This is a genomic window from Spirosoma oryzicola (genome assembly GCF_021233055.1).
GTDB classification, from domain to species: domain Bacteria; phylum Bacteroidota; class Bacteroidia; order Cytophagales; family Spirosomataceae; genus Spirosoma; species Spirosoma oryzicola.
In genome coordinates this window covers 3371010-3390644 of record NZ_CP089538.1, presented here as the reverse complement: position 1 = coordinate 3390644, position 19635 = coordinate 3371010, and the positions used below count along the sequence as shown (strand labels likewise).

Below are 19635 nucleotides of genomic sequence, written 5' to 3'. Positions count from 1 at the left end.
CTGCAAACAGCCAGGTATAGTAGCAAACTGCGAGAACCTATACGTTGAAAACTAACCCTACTTTCTAATAAAACTTACTTCGCCATTGATACCAAGCCGCATGATCCGTGGTTTGCGGGGCATCGCCGGTAGTGTACCAAAGTGCTCCTTACCAATGGCCTCCGCTTCGGCTGGTAGTCTTAGCGACTCGAACGGAATCGTTAACAAGCCACGGCCAAAACTTCCGATAAGTCGCTGCACATCGGCGCTCAATGATCGCCGGACGGCAATTTCGCCCGCTGATGATGCCGGTTCTCCCGTTGACCAAAGCTGGGCTGACACGTTCTTTCCCTGATCGTACACGACCGTCAGCGGATTTTCCGCAAACTCAACCAGGTCATAGGCGATGTCCGGTACTTTAGCAACATATAACCCCAGCTGATCCGTGTTCTGGATAACAACGGTTGGCCGCAAACCAGTGGGAATAAGTGGCCGAAGGGTGAGCAGTTGCGCAACGGCTGTGTCGCTGGTCGGATCGGCTGCTACAGACCAGCCCGTTTCGTCGGCCAGAGCTATGAGCTGGCTCTGCCGAAGTTGGTAAGCTATATCGCGGATGCTTGTAGTCATGGTAAATTAACCCGCAAAAATACAGCAAGTTTAGAAAAGTAGCATTATGAACTTGCTGTAAAGCCTGGATCGAACGATTATCATAGTAATTACGCAGAGTAGAATGCTTCTTAAGTATGTTGGTTGCCGTAACTACTGCGTTACTTACGATGGGCGCGCAGAGCCATAGATGCCCGATCTCGGTAAGATCGTTTGAGCTGCCATTGCCATACCGCGCCATCGTTGGGATCGTCGAAGGCATCATTAAATGTCATGCCGCATTTTTCCAGCACCCGCACCGATGGACTCATCTCGGCAAGGGTGTGCGCCTGAACAATGGTCACGGCGGGCTGGTCAAAAGCCCAGTCGATCAGGCCCTGAGCGGTTTCGGTCGCCAGACCTTGCCCCCGGTAATGAGGGTAGATTTCGTAGCCAATCTCGACCATACCCGCTTCGTCGGGCTTGCCTTTATAACCGCCAACACCAATTAACGCCTGATCGGCACGGTGAATAAACAAATAAAGCCACCAGGGACCTTCGCTCTGATCCGCTGCCAGTTTGGTATAAGTATACTCAAAACCGTCCATGCCGAATTCGCTGAGAATCTCCGGAACACGAATGCCCAGATGCTGACTCAGCTTGTCTGAGCCCGCAAAAAGTGCATCGTAAGTCGGAAGATCAATGGGTAATAAGGCCAACCGGGTGGTGATAAGGGGAGACATAAGCAAGCAACTCAAATGACGATTTTCCGCAAAGTTGATAAGGATAGCCCTGAATGCCTACGATGAACTTATTTATTGGTGTGCCGTAAACAAAGAACAGCCGGGTTCGCCCGGCTGTCTAAGGATATTTGCTATTTATCAATGGTTTCCGTCAAGGCATTTTCCGGTTGATACTTGTACCAGTATTCGATCAGGTCAGCTACCAACCCCGTCCAGCCGGTCTGGTGGTTGGCCCCCAGGCCCGCCCCCAAGTCGCCGTGGAAATACTCGTAGAATAAGTAAAGCCCCTGGAAATTCTTATCGTGCTGCATTTTTTCGTCATACCCGTAAGCCGGAACCCGACCATCTGCACCCCGACGGAAAATGTTGATCAGCCGTTCCGTGAGCAGTACGGTCGCTTCCTTAATGCTCATGACCTGTCCCGAATTGGTTGGGTACTCGATCTCAAAGTCATCGCCGTAGTACTGATAAAACTTCAGCAACGCATCGACCAGCAGAAAATTCACCGGAAACCATATTGGTCCCCGCCAGTTGGAATTACCGCCGAACATACTCATTTCAGACTCAGCCGGAACGTAGCGTACCTGGAATATCTCGCTGTTCAACTCAAACTGATAAGGAGTTTGTTCGTGATACTTCGAGAGGGCACGGATACCGTAGTCGGATAAAAACTCAGTTTCATCGAACATCCGTTTGAGAATCATTTTCATCCGGTGTCCTCGCAGCAAACTCAGCAGGTGCGTTTCGCCTTTGCCCGGCTCGTGCCAACGTGAAATAAGCGACGCCAGATCAGGTCGGTTCGTCAAGACCCATTCGACACGCCGTTTGAAATCAGGCAGTTTAGACAGTAATTCTTCATCCAGAATCTCAACGGCAAACAAAGGAATCAAGCCGACCATCGAGCGGATTTTAAGCAGTCGGGCATTCTGGTCAGGCGTGTGCAGCACGTCGTAATAGAACTGATCGACTTCATCCCACAGGCTTATATTTTGCTTGCCCAGGTTGTTCATCGCTGAGGCAATGTGCAGGAAGTGCTCGAAAAACTTACTGGCCATGTCCTGATAGGAAGGACGAGTCAAGGAAATTTCGCAGGCAATCCGCAGCATATTAAGCGTATACATTGCCATCCAGCCAGTACCGTCAGCCTGCTCGATGCGACCGCCCATCGGTAGCGGTTGTGAGCGGTCGAATACCCCAATGTTATCCAGCCCGAGGAAGCCACCACCGAAGATGTTGTTTCCTGCTACGTCTTTCCGGTTGACCCACCACGTAAAATTGAGCAGAAGTTTATGGAAAACCCGTTCCAGAAAACCCACATCGCCCACACCATTGAGGTCGCGGTCGATTTCGTATACTTTCCAGGTTGCCCAGGCGTGGACAGGTGGGTTTACGTCCCCAAAATTCCATTCGTAAGCCGGAATCTGACCGTTCGGGTGCATGTAATACTCCCGCAGAATAACGGCCAGTTGTCGCTTGGCAAAATGCGGATCAAGTCGGGCCAGCGTCAGGGTATGGAACGCCAGATCCCAGGCGGCAAACCACGGGTATTCCCATTTGTCGGGCATCGACAGGATGTTGGCCGTGTACATATGCCGCCAGCCTTCGTTGCGCGCGTAGACGCGCCCCTGAAAAGGAACAGGCATTTTTGGGTCCCCTTTGAGCCACTCGTTGACGTTGTAGTAATAGAACTGCTTATTCCAGAGCATACCCGCGTAGGCTTGCCGCTGAATAGACAGCAGTTCGGGATCGGTTACGTTTTTTTGTAACTCACCGTAAAAAGCATCAGCTTCTTGCAGCCGTTTGTTCCATATTTCGTCGAAATCGCCGAAAGGCTGGCTGAGAAGCGTTTGGTCACTGAATCGTAAGCGTATGGTAACGCTACCACCTGCCGGAATCTGCCGGGTGTATTGCGCCGACGCTTTGGTGCCAATCTGATTCGGATTGATGAAGCTCTTCTTACCGCCGGAGACAATGAAGTTGTTGATGGCATCTTTTGGGTACTTCGCCACGTTCGGCCGGCCATAGAGCCGGTCGGTATTCGTGTCATTGTCGCAAAACAGCAAAGCGTCGGCGTCCTCGCAGTAGAGTTTATACTTCCCTAGCTGCTTATGATTGACCTCAATCTGTTTATTGCCAATGCCGTTGAGCATTGGCCGAGCATTGTACTGCTCATAGCCCCAGGCCCAGGTATTCCGAAACCATATCGTGGGTAGCAGCGTAAGCGGGGCCGTCTGCGCCGAACGGTTATGTGCGGTTACGGTCACAAGCCAGTCGTTCTGATCGGCTTTGGCGTATTCAATAAAGATATCGAAGTACTCATCCCGGTCGAAAATCCCGGTGTCCAGCAATTCGAACTCCGGGTCGTGCCTTCCCCGGCGCGATGTTTCGATAACGAGACGGTTATACGGAAATTCCTGCTGCGGATACTTGTACAGCATTTTCATGTATGAGTGCGTGGGCGTACTATCCAGATAATAATACAGCTCCTTTACGTCCTCACCATGGTTCCCCTCCGGTCCCGACAGGCCAAAGAGTCTTTCTTTGATGATGTTATCTTTGTGATTCCAGAAGGCAAGTGAGAAGCAGATATGGCCTTTGTTATCCGAAAAGCCACCGATCCCTTCTTCTCCCCATCGGTAAGCGCGGGATCGTGCCATGTCGTGCGTGACGTAGTTCCATGCGTCACCGTAAGGGCTATAATCTTCGCGGACGCTTCCCCAGGCCCGTTCGGAAAGATAAGGTCCCCACTTTTTCCAGCCTTTGTTATCGGCTCGTTCGTAAATTCGTTCGCGTTCTGCTGTTGGCATTGTGCTGTACGGTAGGTGAGATCTGGTAGTTTGATGGAGTCAAAAATAGTGCTAAACTGTGTCACTACATTAAAGACAACTAAGAACTATACCCGTTGGTTAACTAGTTGACTAGACGGTATGTTTTTACTATATACTTGCAACGGATTCATCCGAAAAAGCAAGCCTATTGGCACGGATTTATTCTTTAACGGCGGCTAGTACACGTTTAATCAATTCATTCGGACTGCCGTTGTGCCATCGCCAGACGATGACAATATCGTGCTCAGGATCTACCCAGATGGTGTTTGACCCTGCACCCAGAGCCGCGAAACTAGTGGTCGGTGCGTCGGGCCAGGCTTTCTTGCCCGTCGAGCTGGTGCCTGTGTTGAGCCACCATAAGTAGCCGTAATCTGGGCCAACAGGGCTCGGCGAAGTCGCCTGCTTTACCCAATCAGACGAAACGATCTGACGGTTGCCCCAACGACCCTGCCGTAAAAAGAGATAACCAAACCGGGCTTCGTCGCGGGTGTTGATCCACAAGCCACCACCCCAGCGGGTACCGCCACTAACCGAGGGCATTGATTTACCATCGACATCGGCGACAGCAGTCGGGTAGGTGATGTAACGCCAGGTGTCCGACGCGCCAATCGGGTTCATAATCTCGTCGCGTACAACGTCGGGAATAGGTTTCTTCCACAAACGCAGTAGCGACAACGCCAGTCGATTGATCCGTACGTCGTTGTACTCATAATAGGAGCCGGGTTTCTGGAGCGTACGAGGCTTACGTTCTCCTTTTCCAAACGCTTCTTTTCCGACAAAATCACTGTTTTTACCCCACAGGCTGCCTTCCCATTCGCTGGTTTGTTGTAGGTGATGCTCCCAGGTGATCGCTTTGTTTTGATCCGAATCGTAGCCGCCATCGCGAATAAGCGTAGCGACTGGGTCATGCACATTCGGAATCATACCGCGCTCGACGGTGATACCCGTTACGGTCGACAAAACGCTTTTGGCTACGCTATAGGTCGGATCGGGCCGTTGCGTGTCGCCCCATTCGGCCACGATGTAGCCGTGCCGCAGTACAATCCCATTCGTAGCCGCCCGGCTGCTGGGCATTGGGCCGAGTAGCTTACCGAAAATTTCTTCCTGCGTTGAGAAGTTGGGCGTCATCTGCGTGGTTTCCTGCGTCTTGGCGAATGCGACAGCCTCATTCAGCAACGTTGGGTCCATACCCGCTTTCTCAGGGGAAACGTGGGTCCAGTTGTTGCCTTTGGCTGGGAAATAGATCGTTGATGAGGAAGGTTGTCGATGGCAGGCCGACAAAGTAGCCAGCGTCAACGTATATAGGATAAGTTTCCGGTAAAAAAGCAGCATCGCGCGTCAACTAAAGTGAGTGATTGTCTGTAATACCGTTCCGGTAAAAAACGAAGTCCCAAATTAGGTTATTTAAAGAAGATCTGATCATCTTATCGTTATTTAAGCGACGGCTTCTTTGCCAACTCCAACACTTTCTTGAGTAGCTTATTTTTTAACTGACGAGTAGCCGGTCATTGATCCGTCAATGTTGATGGCGTTCATGGTAGACATGCGGCATAACTGATCATGCTGATTCGCTGGTGAGCAGGAAAAGCAGAACGGCGTAACTTTCTAAGTTACGCCGTTCTGCTTTTATAGTATCACACGTCTTGCTTTAGCGCTCTAACTTAAACCCTTCGTCTACCCGCACACGTTGCGGGCGGTTGGCGACATCCCAGCCAGTAAGGTAAATCCAGCGGGCAATCCGGGTTACTTTCGCCGTGTTGATGCGGTCTGGCTCATCTTTGGGTGTATGGTAGTCCTTATGAAGCAGCGTTGTGAACGCAATGGCCGGTACGTTGGCGCGGGCGTAGGGCAGGTGATCGCTTCGGAAATACCAGCCTTCGGGATGTTCGGGCTTATCCCACAGCGTATCCAGTTTGAAATGCGCATCGGCCTGATTGACCGCCAGAGCCGCGTTGACCAGATCCGTTGAGTTGCGATGCGGAGGTTGCTGGCCCAGAATACAGGCACTATCGGGTGCGTTGCGGCCAATCATCTCGGCGTTTAATACGGCCACGATAGAACCTTTAGGAACGGTTGGTTTTTCGACGTAGTAGCGAGAGCCGAGCAGTCCTCGTTCTTCGGCACCGTGAAAAACAAACAACGCCGACCGCTTGCCGGGCTGTTTCGCAAACGCCCGACCAATCGCCATCGTCGCCACACAACCGCTCGCATTATCGTCGGCTCCGTTCCAGATCGAGTCACCGGCAATCGCCCGGCGAACGCCGTCGTGATCCTGGTGGGTGCTGAACAACACGTATTCATCTTTAAGCTTCGGGTCCGTTCCGGGTACTTTAGCGACAATGTTGACCGACGGATAGTTGAAGCTTTCGACGTTCACGATGTTGGTAAACTGCTGGCCGGGTTGTTTAATCCATTCCAAAGCGCTGGAAGGAAGCCACAGGGTTGGCGCTTGCGAAAAGACGCGCGTATTCGGACCACCGGGTAGATCGTACCGTCCCCGTTCGAGACCAGTCGTCCAGTTGTCGAAGTAAAATTGAGCAGCTTTATCCGAAACCCAGATAACGGCCAGCGCTCCCGCTTTCACGAGTTCGGCGGCCCGTCGGCTCATGGTACCGAACAGAAACCGGCGGTAGCTCAACTCCGACGGGGGCGTTCCCGAAAATTCCAGCGCTACGGCTTTGCCTTTTACATCGACTTTTGCCAGTTCTTCGGGTGTACCTTTACCGACAAACACCAGTGGGGCATCGACGGAGGCAATGGCCGGAGCCAGAATAAAGGCATCCTGTCCGTGTACGAGCTGATGAGCGCCTATATTCAGCCGGCTGGTTTCGGTGATGCGGGTACGCTGAATATGAAAGAACTGGAAAAAAGTACCGTCGTCACCAGCGGGTTGGAGACCCATTGCCCGAAGCTGGTCCGCAATCCAGACGGACGCTTTCAACTCGTCCAGCGAACCTCCTTCGCGGCCCCTGAAGTGATCACCGGCCAAGGCAAACAAGTCGCGTTTGATGTCGCTTTCCTTGATGGCCGACGCAGCATTGGCAGACTTGACAGCACCAGCTTTTGACTGAGCGAAGCTACTCATCGGGACGGAGAGCGCTATGAGCGTAGCTACACCAGCGAATAAGTACCGCATTCGTCTGTAGTTTAAATAGATCATTGTTTCGGTATACGTTGATGATTGGGTGAAAGCAAATTTACGCAGTGACAAAATACCCTGTGCGTCGGTACAAGCTAGATACCGTATAGGATTAGTTGGTTAGATGACACAAAATCTTGTAACTCTGCTCATTACGCGAGGCAACAAAATGGTATATTGGCCAAATAAATAATAAGCCATGCGGACTTTATACCTTTTTTTATTGGTTATTCTCGGAAACGTACCTCAACATGCTCTTGTTGCTCAGTCCAGAAAGGCTTCGGTTGACCCCACAGGACGCTTCGATCGCTACGTACAACAGGCCGTTCGCGACTGGCAGGTGCCTGGGCTCACTGTGACGGTTGTCAAAGACGGTCGGGTTTTGTTTAAGAAAGGGTATGGTGTTCGCGAAGCAGGTAAAACCGAGCCGATAAATACAGAAACGCTTTTCGCGATGGCTTCGACTACTAAAGCTATGACAGCTGCCTGTCTGGGTATGTTGGTTGACGAAGGTAAACTTCGCTGGGACGATCCGGTCATCAATTACCTGCCGGATTTTCAACTGTACGATCCGGCAGTAACCCGTGAACTGCGGGTGCGCGATCTGCTCATTCACAACACGGGCGTCGGTAATGCGGATTATCTGTGGACAGCCATGCAGATTCCGTCCGACGAAATTCTACACCGAATGCGCTTTGTTAAACCCGTGTATTCATTCCGGTCGGGTTTTATTTACCAGAACATCATGTATCTGGCTGCCGGAAAAGTGGTGGAAAAAGTAAGTGGCATGCCATGGGAAACCTTTATCCACAAGCGAATTTTCGAACCACTCAACATGCGCCGTACACAGGCTCTGGTCCGGCAGGTAACCGATGCGAACCGGGCCAGGCCGCACATTCAGATCAATGATACCATTCGATTGGTAGATAGCCGGACGGAAGAGGAATTAGTCGATGCCATTGGGCCAGCGGGTTCGGCGTGGACGTGTCCGGATGATATAGCCGCCTGGATGCAGTGTATGCTGGATAGTGGCCGGTATGGGGGAAAAACGCTGTTGAAACCAGCGACCTGGGCCGAGTTATTGAAACCACAAACGTTGGTGACCGACAGCCAGTTTTATCCGACTCAACAACTGACAAAACCGGTTTGGAAAACCTACGGTTTGGGCTGGTTTCAACACGATTACCGAGGACATCGAATTAATCTTCATACGGGTAGCCTGACTGGTATGATCGCTATTCACGCGCAATTGCCCGATCATAAGCTAGCTGTATACGTGCAGGGAAACCTTGATCATACCGAACTGCGTCATGCAATTATGTACCGGGCTTTCGACGAGTTTGCGCTAGGGGTATCCCACGACTGGAGCACTGAGTTTCGACAACTCTACGGCGGTATCCGGCAACGGGCAAAAGCTGCCGAGCGGAAAGCCGATAGCACGCGGGTTCGCAACACAAATCCGTCACTTCCGCTGACGGCTTATGTGGGGAGCTACAATAGTCCACTGTATGGAAACGCAACCGTAACGATAAAGGATAGTAAGCTTCATATTTCGATAAATAACGCAATGACGGGAACGCTCGCTCACTGGCATTTTGATACTTTCCGGTTAGCTTATGACCAATTCTGGAATGGGCATGATCCCGTCAGCTTTATACTGAACAGCCAGGGACGAGTGGCTCGCTTAAATTGGAATGGTGCCGAACTGGAAAAACAGCCCGATGTATCTGGCAAGGGACTGGCTGGCGGCAAGTGACCAGAATCATATTGGTGACTGAAGGCGTTGTTGATCGGTCGATAGCTGAAACGCGTTATTCGTCGCTTCGGTAAATAGTGCGTTTTGGCCGTTTTAAGGCCTATTTTGTTCAATCTTGGTCGCGTTTATGAGGCTACGGGGCTTATCTCAAAATACTCTATAGATTTTAGAGTTTTTTATAAACAGTAGATTTATTCAATCCGTTAGGGGTGGGTAATTAATATTTTTTTCAACTCAATAACGCTATGAAAACTAAATCACTCGCTCTTGGATTCCTGACGGTTTTGTCAGTGACAAGTCTCTCGCTGGCTCAGCAAAACAGTGGTATGACGAACACCGGATCGACCAACATGGTCGGTAAAGAAAGTAAGTCGGAGTTCGATCGTCAGAACAAAAAAGGAGCCGCGGCTGTAAGCGCCATCAGTGCGGGTAACGCCAAATTATCTAGTGCCGATCAGGATCTGATGATGCAGGTTGCCAAAGGGGGTATGATGCAACTGGAAGTAAGCAAAGCCGCCCTGCAAAAAACAAGCAACAACGAAGTGCGCGAACTAGCGCAGGCTGAGGTTGACGAACAAACCGGACTGTCGGCCAAGCTAAAGGAAATTGCCAGTGCGAAAGGCGTAACGTTACCGTCGGAACCCGATGCCGAAACGCAGGCGATGGTGTCTAAAATGCAAGGCATGTCGGGCATGGAGCTAGACCGGATGTATGTACAGGAGAGCGGTGTGAACGGTCACGAAAAGCTGGATAAAGTGATGTCGATGGTTAAATCGAATGCGTCGGACCCAGCGTTGAAGGATGTTGCAAAAGCGGCTCACCCACTGGTTAAAACGCACCTGAAAGTGTCGAAAGAAGTGCTTAATAAGATGGCTGGTAGCAGCGGTATGGGATCGAAGTAAACAAGCGGCTCTATTCCGTATAAATACTCGGTAAAGAGGCCGGGCAACAAAATTTGTTGCCCGGTTTTTTGTGTTTTACGAGGTTGTTGTACCGCTTTAGTCTACTAGATTTTGTATCTTTGGAAGAGTAAATTGAACCGATAACAACCTGCTGTGGAAAGACGTAGTGCGCTTAAATCAATGGCGATGGCCGCCGGGGCTCTCATCAGCCTGCCAGCCTGGGCCAATAGCTGGACCTCCGAAACTGTTCAGTTAACCAGCAAATTTCTTTCGTCCAGTCAAGACGACTTACTCGCCCAGATTGTCGAAACCATCATCCCGGTTACCGATACCCCAGGCGCCAAAGCCCTGAATGTGCATCAGTTTATCCAAAAGATTGTAGCTGATTGCTACGATAAGCCCGCGCAGGAAACGTTCCTGAATGGGTTGACGGCGATAGACGAACAAGCGCAGAAAACATTCGGTAAACCGTTTCGGGAGGGCGATGCAACGCAGCGTACGGCGCTGCTGACCCAGTTTTCGCAATCCACGCTACCCGCGCAGAAAGACTTCTATTCGATGGTGAAAGGCATGACCATTCGGGGATACTTGAACTCGGAGTATGTTATGACCAACCTGACTCACTACCAGTTTATCCCCGGCCACTATTACGGCTGTGTTCCTGTACCAACCAAGGCGATTTCACAAACTCCGACTAAATAATCCGTCGTTTGTGGTACTGACTGTACGGACGTAGCTAGCTGAACCGTAAGTCTGTTCCATCAGCATACTTTCAACATGGCAAATCTGAATATTGACGCTAAAGCACAGAACACCTACGACGCGATCGTAATTGGGTCGGGTATCAGTGGGGGCTGGGCCGCTAAAGAACTTACCGGTAAAGGGCTTCGTACGCTTGTTCTGGAACGGGGTCGGGATGTTCGGCACGTGACCGATTACCCAACGACCATGACGCAGCCCTGGGAGTTTGAACACCGGGGGCAGCTAACCAAAGAAGTAAAGGATGCCAATCCGATCATTAGCAAGTGCTATGCTTTTTACGAAGGGACGCAGCAGTTTTTCGTGAAAGACGCCGAACACCCGTACATTCAGGAGAAGCCGTTCGACTGGATTCGGGGCTATCAGGTAGGGGGAAAATCGCTGATGTGGGCGCGGCAAACGCAACGGTGGAGCGACTTCGATTTTGAAGGTCCGGCTCGTGACGGTTTTGCGGTTGACTGGCCCATTCGTTACGCCGATCTGGCTCCCTGGTACAGCTATGTCGAACGCTTTGCGGGGATTACCGGTAATAAAGACGGGCTCGCTACGCTACCCGATGGCGAGTTTCTGCCGCCCCACGAATGGAACTGTGTAGAAAAGCATTTCCAGCAGAAAGTAGCAGGTCGTTACAAAGATCGTCACGTAATTATGGGTCGGGCGGCCCATATTACCAAGCCTCAGCCGATTCATTTGCAACAAGGTCGGGCACAGTGTCAGCACCGGACCATTTGTGAGCGTGGCTGTCCGTTTGGTGGATATTTCAGCAGCAATTCATCAACGATCCCCTGGGCTGCCAGAACCGGTAAAATGACCCTGCGTCCAGACTCGGTCGTTCACTCGATTATTTACGATGAGCAGAAGGGGCGGGCAACTGGCGTTCGGATCATTGATGCCAACACGAAGCAGATGCAGGAGTTTTATGCCCACATTATTTTCCTGAATGCGGCAGCGTTGAACTCAAACCTGGTTCTGCTGAACTCAACCTCGCATCGTTTTCCGAACGGATTAGGTAACGACAGCGGTGTACTGGGTAAATACGTTGCTTTCCACAACTACCGGGCCGGTATTTCAGCGCAATATGACGGCAACCTCGATTCGACCACCGATGGCCGTCGTCCAAACGGTCCGTATATTCCGCGTTTCCGTAACGTCTACAAGCAGGAGACCGACTTTCTGCGGGGTTACGCGGCTGGGTTCTCTGCCAATCGTGTTTCGCGCTCAAACCAGGATGGTATTGGAGCCGACTTAAAGCAAAGTCTGCTCAATCCCGAATTAGGTGGTTGGTCCGTGGGTTCGCACATGATGGGCGAAACGATTCCGAAAGAAACGAACTACGTTGCGCTCGACGCCAATCAAAAAGATCCGTTTGGTATTCCGCAGCTAAAAATCTCGATTGCTTACGATGATAACGATGACAAAATGGTCAAAGATTATCAGGAGCAGATGACCGAAATGTTTACGGCGGCTGGTTTTACCAATATCCGGGTGCGCGACGACCGCCGGAATCCAGGACTGGATATCCACGAAATGGGTGGCGTTCGGATGGGTAAAGATCCTAAAACGTCGATGCTCAACAAGTGGAATCAGCTCCACGCCGTTAAGAATGTGTTTGTAACCGATGGTTCGAGTATGACCTCAACCTCGACGCAAAACCCATCGCTAACCTACATGGCCATGAGCGCCCGTTCGGTCGATTATGCAGTGAAAGCCATGAAAAAAGGCTTAGTGTAGAACGAGTCGTTAACGTGTAAAAATTGTGGGGTATTGGTGGTGTCGGGTTTGAGAACCCGACACCACCAATACCCCACAATTTTTTTAGAACTGGAAGTAAATAAACTGATTGGACGAGAAGACACCAAAGAAGTACGTCACAAACGTAATCAGGACAAACAGCACTGCGAACCGGACGGTGTTGCGTGTCGGAATGTAAAGGTAGTAATACTCTTTGATGAGGAGGAACGCAATCAGGAACAGGCTAAACCACATTTCGGTGGCATTCATAGGGCTGTCGATGTGATCGCTGGGCGATAGGGTTGTAATCCGTTGTAGAACCAGAAACGCGTCACCCACGCTTCGGGCGCGGAAAAACACCCATGTCAGCATAATCAGTACGAAGGTGATCAGCACGTTGACGACGACCCGTACAGGTGATCGATCCGATTGGCGCTCACTGGCGGGGGAGGTGATCATTCGGGGTGGCGTTGACGAGAAGCCGAGCCGAGCTAGCAATTTATCCCGTAGAACGGCCAGAATCTGATAAAAGCCGTTCAGCCCACCCCAGATCACGTAAGTCCAGTTAGGGCCGTGCCACAGACCGCTCGCCAGAAAAACGATCATCATGTTCAGGTACTGCCGGAACTCACCTTTGCGGTTGCCACCAAGCGGAATATACAGGTAATCGCGAAACCAGGTCGATAGCGAAATGTGCCACCGTCGCCAGAATTCCGAAACGGACTGGGCGATGTACGGCGTCCGAAAGTTTTCCATGAGCGTAAAGCCCATCACGCGCGCGGCCCCGATGGCAATATCGGAATAGCCCGAAAAGTCGCAGTATATCTGGATGGTATAAAAAAACGTTGCGGCCAGTAACGTCAGTCCGTTATGCGCCGACGGATCGCCGTAAGCATGATCAACAAGCATCGCTAAGCGGTCGGCAATCACTACTTTCTTAAAAAAGCCGAACGCCATTTGCATCAAACCGGCTTTTACGTTTTCCGCGTCGTAAGAGAATTGCTTGTGAAACTGCCAGAGCACGTTTTGCGGTCGTTCAATCGGTCCGGCTACCAACTGCGGATAAAACATGACATAGAGAGCGTATATTCCGAAGTGCCGTTCTGCTTTCTGATTACCCCGATACACCTCGATGGTATAGCTCATCGCTTGAAACGTATGGAACGAGAGCCCAACCGGAAGAATGCTCATGTTGTTTTTGAACGACGTAATGCCTGTTTCGCCAAAGAAACGAAGCACTCTCACGAAAAGTCGATTGCCCAGGTTGAAAGCCCGGTCAGCTGCTTCTGGCATATGTAGATGCTCGAACAGCCAGGAAATATTCTCGGTAAAAAAGCCGAGGTATTTAAAAAAAGCAAGAATGCCAATGTTCGTGACCAACGACACAACGAGCAGCCACTTACGGGCTTTGCCGTGCGTTTTTTCGAGCCAGATCCCCGCAATGTAGTCAATAACAATAGTTGCGAATAAGATCAGCACGTACGCTGGCTTAAACACCATGTAGAAGTAAAAACTCGCCAGCAGCAGCAGTATCCAGCGCCCCTGCCACTTCAGACTAAAGTAAGCGAGTGTTACAACAATAAAAAACAGTAAAAACTGAAGCGAATTAAACAGCATATGGTTCTGCCTGCGCAACCGACTTGGGTCGGCGCAGCGCGTTCATTGCCCGAATGGCGTAGTAGATAAATCCAGTAAATATGAGCAGTTCAATCGAATATTCCAGCGCGGCAACTGGGGTTACCAGGGCCGTCAACCGGTTGTAGTAGGGCATACCAAGCCGCCACCACAGCGACGGATGGATAGCCGCCAGAATGTTGAACCCGATTAGCCCAACGCAAAACCAGGTCCGTCGGAAATTGGTCATGGTGAAAACGAGCGGCAACATAAACAGATACGCGTAGTTGCTGATCGCATTTTGCTGGACAATGCTCATGACACTGTAGGTCAGGATGTACAGAAATGGTAGATAATCCTGATACCGCCAGTTTTTGCGGGACGAGTAAATTCGCCATACCCCAACGAGCATGATCAGAAGCGTAATCAATAAACCGCCCCATTTCCACAGGTCATTTGCCGAGCGGAGTCCTTCGGTCAGGAAGGGATTTGAAATCGAACGCCAGTTGGGTGCTTTTAGGAAATCGCCTTCGTGCGATTGCTGCTCAATGAATAGGGGTAGGCCCGCTTTGAAATAAAGAAAAAGTATAGCAGGAATGCCGACAGTCAATAAGCCTGCTGTGAACCACGATACAAACCGCAGATTACGCAGACTGAGCAGCCAGACTGGAATAAGCAGCAGGATAAAAACGGCTTTGGTTGCCAGCATTCCCAGACCAAGTACCAGCCCGGCGGCATAAGGTCTTGATTGCATCAGCGGAATAGCCAGTAGGGCAAACAGCCAGAGAATAACGTCTTCCTGTCCGCTGAACACGCACATGACGAGGGGCAGAGGTAGGATATAATAAAACACACCTCGGAACAGTCGTTCGCCGAGCGACTCCTGCGTCTGATAGTAGTGAAACGTCAGCCGAACGGCCAGTCCTTCAACGATCATCATGGCAAGGACCACCATACGCATATCGCTCCACAGGCTCAGGAACGGCGCAAGCCAGTACCCGAACAACGGCGAATAGCAACTGTATACATCGCGGTAGGGAACCCCACCCTGTAAGGCCGACATGCCAATGGGATAATAAAACGTAGCTACATCCGACTGGGGTTGATAGCCGAGGACGATATAGGTAACGATGAATGGAATCAATCGGAAAGCTACCCAGCAACCGTCGAGGACCCATACGCCAGAACGTTGTAGTTTATTGACGACTGCGGTTCGTTGCCACAGCAGTCCAATCAGGAAAAGTCCTAAAGCAACCGAAACCGCTGCTTTGATATAAACAATAGTCATAAACTGACATCTAGTTTATGAGTTTCAGCCCGAAGTTTTGGGTGCAAACAAAGTCCACACTCGTAAAAACTTCGAATTGAAAACACGTTGATTTAATACACGCGCTCAACGCGCTCGACAAAATCGCCAAACTGTTTGGCGGGAATAAACTGGATCTGTGTTCGGTACGACAGCACCATGAACACGAGCAGCAATGAAATCAGGAATGCCTGGAGAATAACAATCAAAAACGAAAAGATCAGATTACTCGTCCAGCCGGGCGTTGATGTATTGGTGAAAAACTTTAAAAACAAGACAATACTTATTCCAAAGATCGACACAACAAGCATCATCATGCAAAAAAGTACGAGTCGCATGGCGGTTGTGTCGATCAGTACCGAGACGGCACTCAGGCCATGCAGTACCAGCGACACGAAATTCATCTTCGATTCACCAGCCAGGCGACGACCCCGTTCGAGCGGAATAGCGGTATACGGAAGCCGTGAGCGAATGACACCCCCCGGATAATTATTCCAGATTTCGGAGACATGGGCTAGTTTTCGCAACTGACCGGCTGGAACCAGACTAAAATTGCCAAAGGTAATTACCTTACCCGTCAATAACTGGAAAACAGACTTATAAACAATGTAAAACGTCCGGAACATAAGGCTTTCGTGACGTTTGGCCCGATGCGCGAATACAACATGGCCCGGCTTTTCGATACCTCGCTCCACCAGTTGCACAATGTCTTCCGGGCGGTCTTCGCCGTCGGAATCCATCACAATAGTGGGGTATTGATCCGGCTGATCGGCCAAATAAGCAATGCCTAAGGCGATGGCTTTCTGGTGGCCAACGTTCCGAAACAGCCGTAGTATGGATAAGGATTTTCCGACTCCGGTGGGTAACGTATCGTAATTGATGGCCGAGCAGTCATCTACGATTAAAAAAGCAAGCCGGTTCTGTATCGACGCATCGACCACTGACCGAATACGCTCAATTAGCAGCCCTACTGCCAGCCAATCGTTGAAAAGTGGTATGACAACATTAATCTGATCAGGCAGTGAATTGGTTCTAGTGTCCAACGTGATGGTGGTTTGAGCGGCAAAAATAGCCTTTTATCCTAAAACATGCCTGTACATTTAGCGTATAGCACAATCCCGTAGGCGATTGCGAGTATCCGTGTTAGTCAGGTATATCAACAAACTGGTCGCCAAACCGAATGGTACTCTGTTCAGGCTGAGTCTGAAAAAGCCCCAGTCGGTAGTGGCCCGGCTGCATTAAGTGAATCGGTAAAGCCGCCGAAAAGCCAGGAGCTACCCGCCACGGTTTATACGTTACCGGTCGGTTTTTCGGTGCGAATACCAGGTAGGTGTGCTGGGCCGATTTTATGATTACATAAATTCCTGAATTAAGTCCCACATGGTAGTTTGGAGTAGTACCGTCCACAACAAAATAATCCGCTTGACGAGCGACTTGTAAGGGCGGCATTGCGGTCGTCGCAACAACGGGTTTGGCAAGTTGCTGTTCGTCGGGTGTGATGGCCGGGCTGGGGAGATGGTACCAGTTTCGATCACGCATTAGCACAATTAGATTGCTGATATACCGTGCGAGTTCAGAGTTACGGGTTCCGCCAAGGCCAATATCGCTATGCAGTTGATTGAACGTTAAGCCCTGCATTTGTTTGCGACGTTCTATGGCTTCGGGTATGTACGTACCATACGTCAGCAGATTAAGACCCAGAAAAAGCAGCCAGACCGCTGGCCAGATGCGGGTGCGTATCGTTTCGGAAAGTTGGCTAAAGAGTAATACGCTGGCAACCGACCACAGGGCCAAAGCGTAGATCCGGTAGGGGATGTGGAGCGCCATGCCAAAATAAAACCGAAGTCTGAAAAAGGCGATCAGGGCAATGTTGGCCAGTAAAAAGAGCAGACAGCCCGCAACAAAGATCTCGAAGAACGAATAATTTTTGTCGCTTTTGACAAAACGAACCAGCATGCGAAACAGCCAGTAACCCAGGCCGATCATCAGAACCAAACCGGCCAGAAATGGCAGAAAAAACCGGTATTTTTCGGGTAGTGTTGGAAATAAGTCAAATACACTTCCGGAGAAAATTAGAAAACCGGCAATCGTTTGTAGCGGATGCTGCAATACGTACGCAAACCCCGCGTCGTTACCCTGCTGAACCGGATAACCCAAAAAGTACAGGTATACGCTCAACCCGCCGGCTATAATCCAGATAGCTAACGCTTGCCAACGTCGTTGCAGGACCAGCATACCAACGCCGGCAGGCCACAGCAGGAGCCCATTGCCCATACTGAACGTGCTGAGTAAGCCGAGTGCCAGCGCAATGCCTACGTAAAGCGGTCGGTTGACGGCGAGCACAAAAAGCGTGAGTGTGACTAGTGAAATGATGGCCAGATATTGCAGAGAGAAAATGGCCGTGAACGTCATAATGTAGCTCTGCGCCGTGAAAAGCAGCAGTGGTACGGGAAGCAGTCCGATCAGAGCGGATTGCGATAGGCGTTCCTGACTCCTGAGCGCGCGGTAAAGAAGGTAAAAAATCAGGACCAGACCGGCGTTGGCCCAAAGCATCAGATTCGCGAAGTTGATGCCCCCGGTCAGGTAATAGTGAGCAAGAACCACGAGCCGGGCGTAAACCACCCGGTGTTCGTTGTTCGGGCGTAACAAAGCGGCTACGGATTCACCGGCAGACGGAGCGTTGAGAAACCGGTCCAGAAAATAAGGAATATTCTCAAAATCATCGAACCAAGGAATGTTGTAGCGAAGAGCAAAAAAGTAAACAAAGAAACCGGCAATCGGCAGCAGTAACAAGGGAATCGTTAGTCGAGATGATGCCAGTAGTCGGTAGAGCCGAGTCATACGGTTCAGAGAATGCGCTTAGTGAGTAGGGGAAGTCGGATTGTCCTGGAGAACAATCGTCTGTTTGTGGTAATAATCGGCCCAGCAGCGGTTCCACAGGTGCTTTGGGTCTTCTTTGACATCTTCCATGAACATAGAAGCCGGATAAACCGGTAACGGAGTAACCAGCGCCGTGTCGGTGCCTGATTGGGTCATCTGGTTATACCGATCCTGCATCGCCTGGTCGTAACGAGCCGCCCGACCGCTAAGCCAGTCACCGTAGGCAAGCGGAAGCACCGGCCCAAAGCCAGCCGAAAGTCCCGTCCACACGAGTGCGCCCATGGCGACCGGACGGACAAATCGTTGACCTAGTTGCGGATGGATGCGGTCGCGTAAAACGGCTACCCAAAGCGTCAGGTTATACCCCCAACTCAGCCAGAACACTAAATTGATGAGGTTAACCAGCCGATAGGCGGGTGCTATGCCTACTGCGTAGAAGTGCAGCGAAATCAGTACCAGTACCGTTGCCGAACCATGCAGCAATGCGAGCAAGGGGTGTAAGCGCAGGTAAGCTGGTAAAGGCCGGTTAGCCGTAAGCCGGTAGGCGATAGGAATGTACAACAGCGATAAGGGGAGCAGAGGAGTTAGAAAAATCTGACGCGTCACGTACCCTACCGCAAATCGGAGCGACGACAGCAACGTAAGCGGAATATCCCGGCTGTTGGGGTTCGAGCCCATCCGAACGGCATTACCCGGTGCGGAGATCAGGTAGTAACAACCAATGGCTCCCACAACCAGCAGCGTCAGCGTCGTAAACGATAAGCGACGACGCTGGATCAGTTCGCCCAGTGCTAGCAAGCCCAGGACCGACATAACCATAACCATGCTTGTCTCGCTGGAGCCAATAATACCCAGAATAAGCAGGCTCTCGACGGCTATATAGCCGATGTGCCAGCCAAAACCGCTTCGTTTGTGCGCGAGTAGTGTGGCTAACAAAAATAGCAGAAAAACGCTGGACAGACTGTAGCAGGCCATTCCCGCGTACCAGTACAAATATTCGGATAGGCTCGTCAACGTGGCGACAAAGCCCACAAAAAGACCGGCAGCTAGTGCTAGTTTGACCGTGGCATCAAACGGGTTGTGTAGCCACTGACTCGCGAAAGCGTAAAAACTTAGTGCCAGTAACGCCAGCAAAACAATGGGGTAGATCTTGTAACCAGCGTACCAGCCAAAGGTCAGCGGGCTACCATGAACCAGAAAGTTGTGAAAAAAACGACCGCTCCATCCGTCATAATAGATTTGCTGTGATTGCCAGAAACCGTATCGCATCGACGTATTGGCAAAACAATAATCGTCGGTGGGTGAGGGGTGATTGTAAAACGACAAGGCAATCAGCGGCAACGCAATGACAATCGAAAAAAACAAAAGCAAGAACGAGACAGAACGCGCCAGTGGCGAAGATGTAGTCATGAA

At 50.8% G+C, this 19635-nt stretch carries 14 protein-coding genes; 4 read left to right on the top strand and 10 right to left on the bottom strand.

Features of this window, described 5'->3' with window-relative positions:
• Positions 1-57: 57 nt before the first annotated feature.
• The 5 genes from LQ777_RS14395 to LQ777_RS14375 form a co-directional block, all read right to left on the bottom strand.
• On the bottom strand, positions 58-606 hold the full coding sequence (locus LQ777_RS14395; protein WP_232558625.1) for an L-threonylcarbamoyladenylate synthase: 549 nt from the start codon (positions 604-606) through the stop codon (positions 58-60).
• Positions 607-746: 140 nt separating this feature from the next.
• Positions 747-1307 (bottom strand): GNAT family N-acetyltransferase, encoded by a 561-nt coding sequence (locus LQ777_RS14390; RefSeq protein ID WP_232558624.1) that lies wholly within the window; start codon positions 1305-1307, stop codon positions 747-749.
• 131 nt (positions 1308-1438) lie between these two features.
• Entirely contained in the window at positions 1439-4114 is a 2676-nt protein-coding gene (locus LQ777_RS14385) for an MGH1-like glycoside hydrolase domain-containing protein (protein WP_232558623.1), read from the bottom strand.
• A gap of 180 nt (positions 4115-4294) precedes the next feature.
• On the bottom strand, positions 4295-5467 hold the full coding sequence (locus tag LQ777_RS14380; RefSeq protein ID WP_232558622.1) for a serine hydrolase domain-containing protein: 1173 nt from the start codon (positions 5465-5467) through the stop codon (positions 4295-4297).
• Positions 5468-5783: 316 nt separating this feature from the next.
• On the bottom strand, positions 5784-7271 hold the full coding sequence (locus tag LQ777_RS14375; RefSeq protein ID WP_425276906.1) for a M28 family peptidase: 1488 nt from the start codon (positions 7269-7271) through the stop codon (positions 5784-5786).
• Positions 7272-7473: 202 nt separating this feature from the next.
• On the opposite strand from LQ777_RS14375, the gene LQ777_RS14370 reads away from it, so the two are divergent.
• The 4 genes from LQ777_RS14370 to LQ777_RS14355 all read left to right on the top strand — a co-directional run bounded on the left by LQ777_RS14370 (position 7474) and on the right by LQ777_RS14355 (position 12422).
• Positions 7474-9030 (top strand): serine hydrolase, encoded by a 1557-nt coding sequence (locus LQ777_RS14370; RefSeq protein ID WP_232558620.1) that lies wholly within the window; start codon positions 7474-7476, stop codon positions 9028-9030.
• A gap of 245 nt (positions 9031-9275) precedes the next feature.
• Complete coding sequence (locus tag LQ777_RS14365) at positions 9276-9932, top strand: DUF4142 domain-containing protein (RefSeq protein WP_232558619.1); 657 nt, start codon at positions 9276-9278, stop codon at positions 9930-9932.
• Positions 9933-10112: 180 nt separating this feature from the next.
• Positions 10113-10634, top strand: a complete 522-nt coding sequence (locus LQ777_RS14360; protein ID WP_232562854.1) for a gluconate 2-dehydrogenase subunit 3 family protein — start codon at positions 10113-10115, stop codon at positions 10632-10634.
• Between the two features lie 75 nt (positions 10635-10709).
• The gene (locus LQ777_RS14355) at positions 10710-12422 is read left to right on the top strand and encodes a GMC oxidoreductase (RefSeq protein WP_232558618.1); all 1713 of its coding nucleotides are present in this window, start codon (positions 10710-10712) and stop codon (positions 12420-12422) included.
• A gap of 84 nt (positions 12423-12506) precedes the next feature.
• On the opposite strand, the gene LQ777_RS14350 is transcribed toward LQ777_RS14355, so the two are convergent.
• The 5 genes from LQ777_RS14350 to LQ777_RS14330 all read right to left on the bottom strand — a co-directional run bounded on the left by LQ777_RS14350 (position 12507) and on the right by LQ777_RS14330 (position 19632).
• A complete protein-coding gene (locus LQ777_RS14350) occupies positions 12507-14039 on the bottom strand; it encodes an MBOAT family O-acyltransferase (RefSeq protein WP_232558617.1) in 1533 nt (510 codons plus the stop codon).
• Positions 14029-15324 carry a hypothetical protein gene (locus LQ777_RS14345; protein ID WP_232558616.1) on the bottom strand — a complete coding sequence of 432 codons (1296 nt, stop codon included), beginning with the start codon at positions 15322-15324 and terminating at the stop codon, positions 14029-14031. Before LQ777_RS14345 ends, LQ777_RS14350 begins: the two co-directional genes overlap by 11 nt.
• 92 nt (positions 15325-15416) lie before the next feature.
• Positions 15417-16385, bottom strand: a complete 969-nt coding sequence (locus tag LQ777_RS14340; RefSeq protein WP_232558615.1) for a glycosyltransferase — start codon at positions 16383-16385, stop codon at positions 15417-15419.
• A gap of 100 nt (positions 16386-16485) precedes the next feature.
• Complete coding sequence (locus tag LQ777_RS14335) at positions 16486-18183, bottom strand: hypothetical protein (protein WP_232558614.1); 1698 nt, start codon at positions 18181-18183, stop codon at positions 16486-16488.
• 18 nt (positions 18184-18201) lie between these two features.
• Positions 18202-19632, bottom strand: coding sequence for a DUF6056 family protein (locus tag LQ777_RS14330; protein ID WP_232558613.1), 1431 nt, complete (start codon positions 19630-19632; stop codon positions 18202-18204).
• Between the last annotated feature and the right edge of the window lie 3 nt (positions 19633-19635).

Bases quoted from the DNA above. Each gene is read 5' to 3' on its own strand.
- LQ777_RS14395 (WP_232558625.1), bottom strand. From the start codon at position 606: ATGACTACAAGCATCCGCGATATAGCTTACCAACTTCGGCAGAGCCAG.
- LQ777_RS14390 (WP_232558624.1), bottom strand. From the start codon at position 1,307: ATGTCTCCCCTTATCACCACCCGGTTGGCCTTATTACCCATTGATCTT.
- LQ777_RS14385 (WP_232558623.1), bottom strand. From the start codon at position 4,114: ATGCCAACAGCAGAACGCGAACGAATTTACGAACGAGCCGATAACAAA.
- LQ777_RS14380 (WP_232558622.1), bottom strand. From the start codon at position 5,467: ATGCTGCTTTTTTACCGGAAACTTATCCTATATACGTTGACGCTGGCT.
- LQ777_RS14375 (WP_425276906.1), bottom strand. From the start codon at position 7,271: ATGCGGTACTTATTCGCTGGTGTAGCTACGCTCATAGCGCTCTCCGTC.
- LQ777_RS14370 (WP_232558620.1), top strand. From the start codon at position 7,474: ATGCGGACTTTATACCTTTTTTTATTGGTTATTCTCGGAAACGTACCT.
- LQ777_RS14365 (WP_232558619.1), top strand. From the start codon at position 9,276: ATGAAAACTAAATCACTCGCTCTTGGATTCCTGACGGTTTTGTCAGTG.
- LQ777_RS14360 (WP_232562854.1), top strand. From the start codon at position 10,113: ATGGCGATGGCCGCCGGGGCTCTCATCAGCCTGCCAGCCTGGGCCAAT.
- LQ777_RS14355 (WP_232558618.1), top strand. From the start codon at position 10,710: ATGGCAAATCTGAATATTGACGCTAAAGCACAGAACACCTACGACGCG.
- LQ777_RS14350 (WP_232558617.1), bottom strand. From the start codon at position 14,039: ATGCTGTTTAATTCGCTTCAGTTTTTACTGTTTTTTATTGTTGTAACA.
- LQ777_RS14345 (WP_232558616.1), bottom strand. From the start codon at position 15,324: ATGACTATTGTTTATATCAAAGCAGCGGTTTCGGTTGCTTTAGGACTT.
- LQ777_RS14335 (WP_232558614.1), bottom strand. From the start codon at position 18,183: ATGACTCGGCTCTACCGACTACTGGCATCATCTCGACTAACGATTCCC.
- LQ777_RS14330 (WP_232558613.1), bottom strand. From the start codon at position 19,632: ATGACTACATCTTCGCCACTGGCGCGTTCTGTCTCGTTCTTGCTTTTG.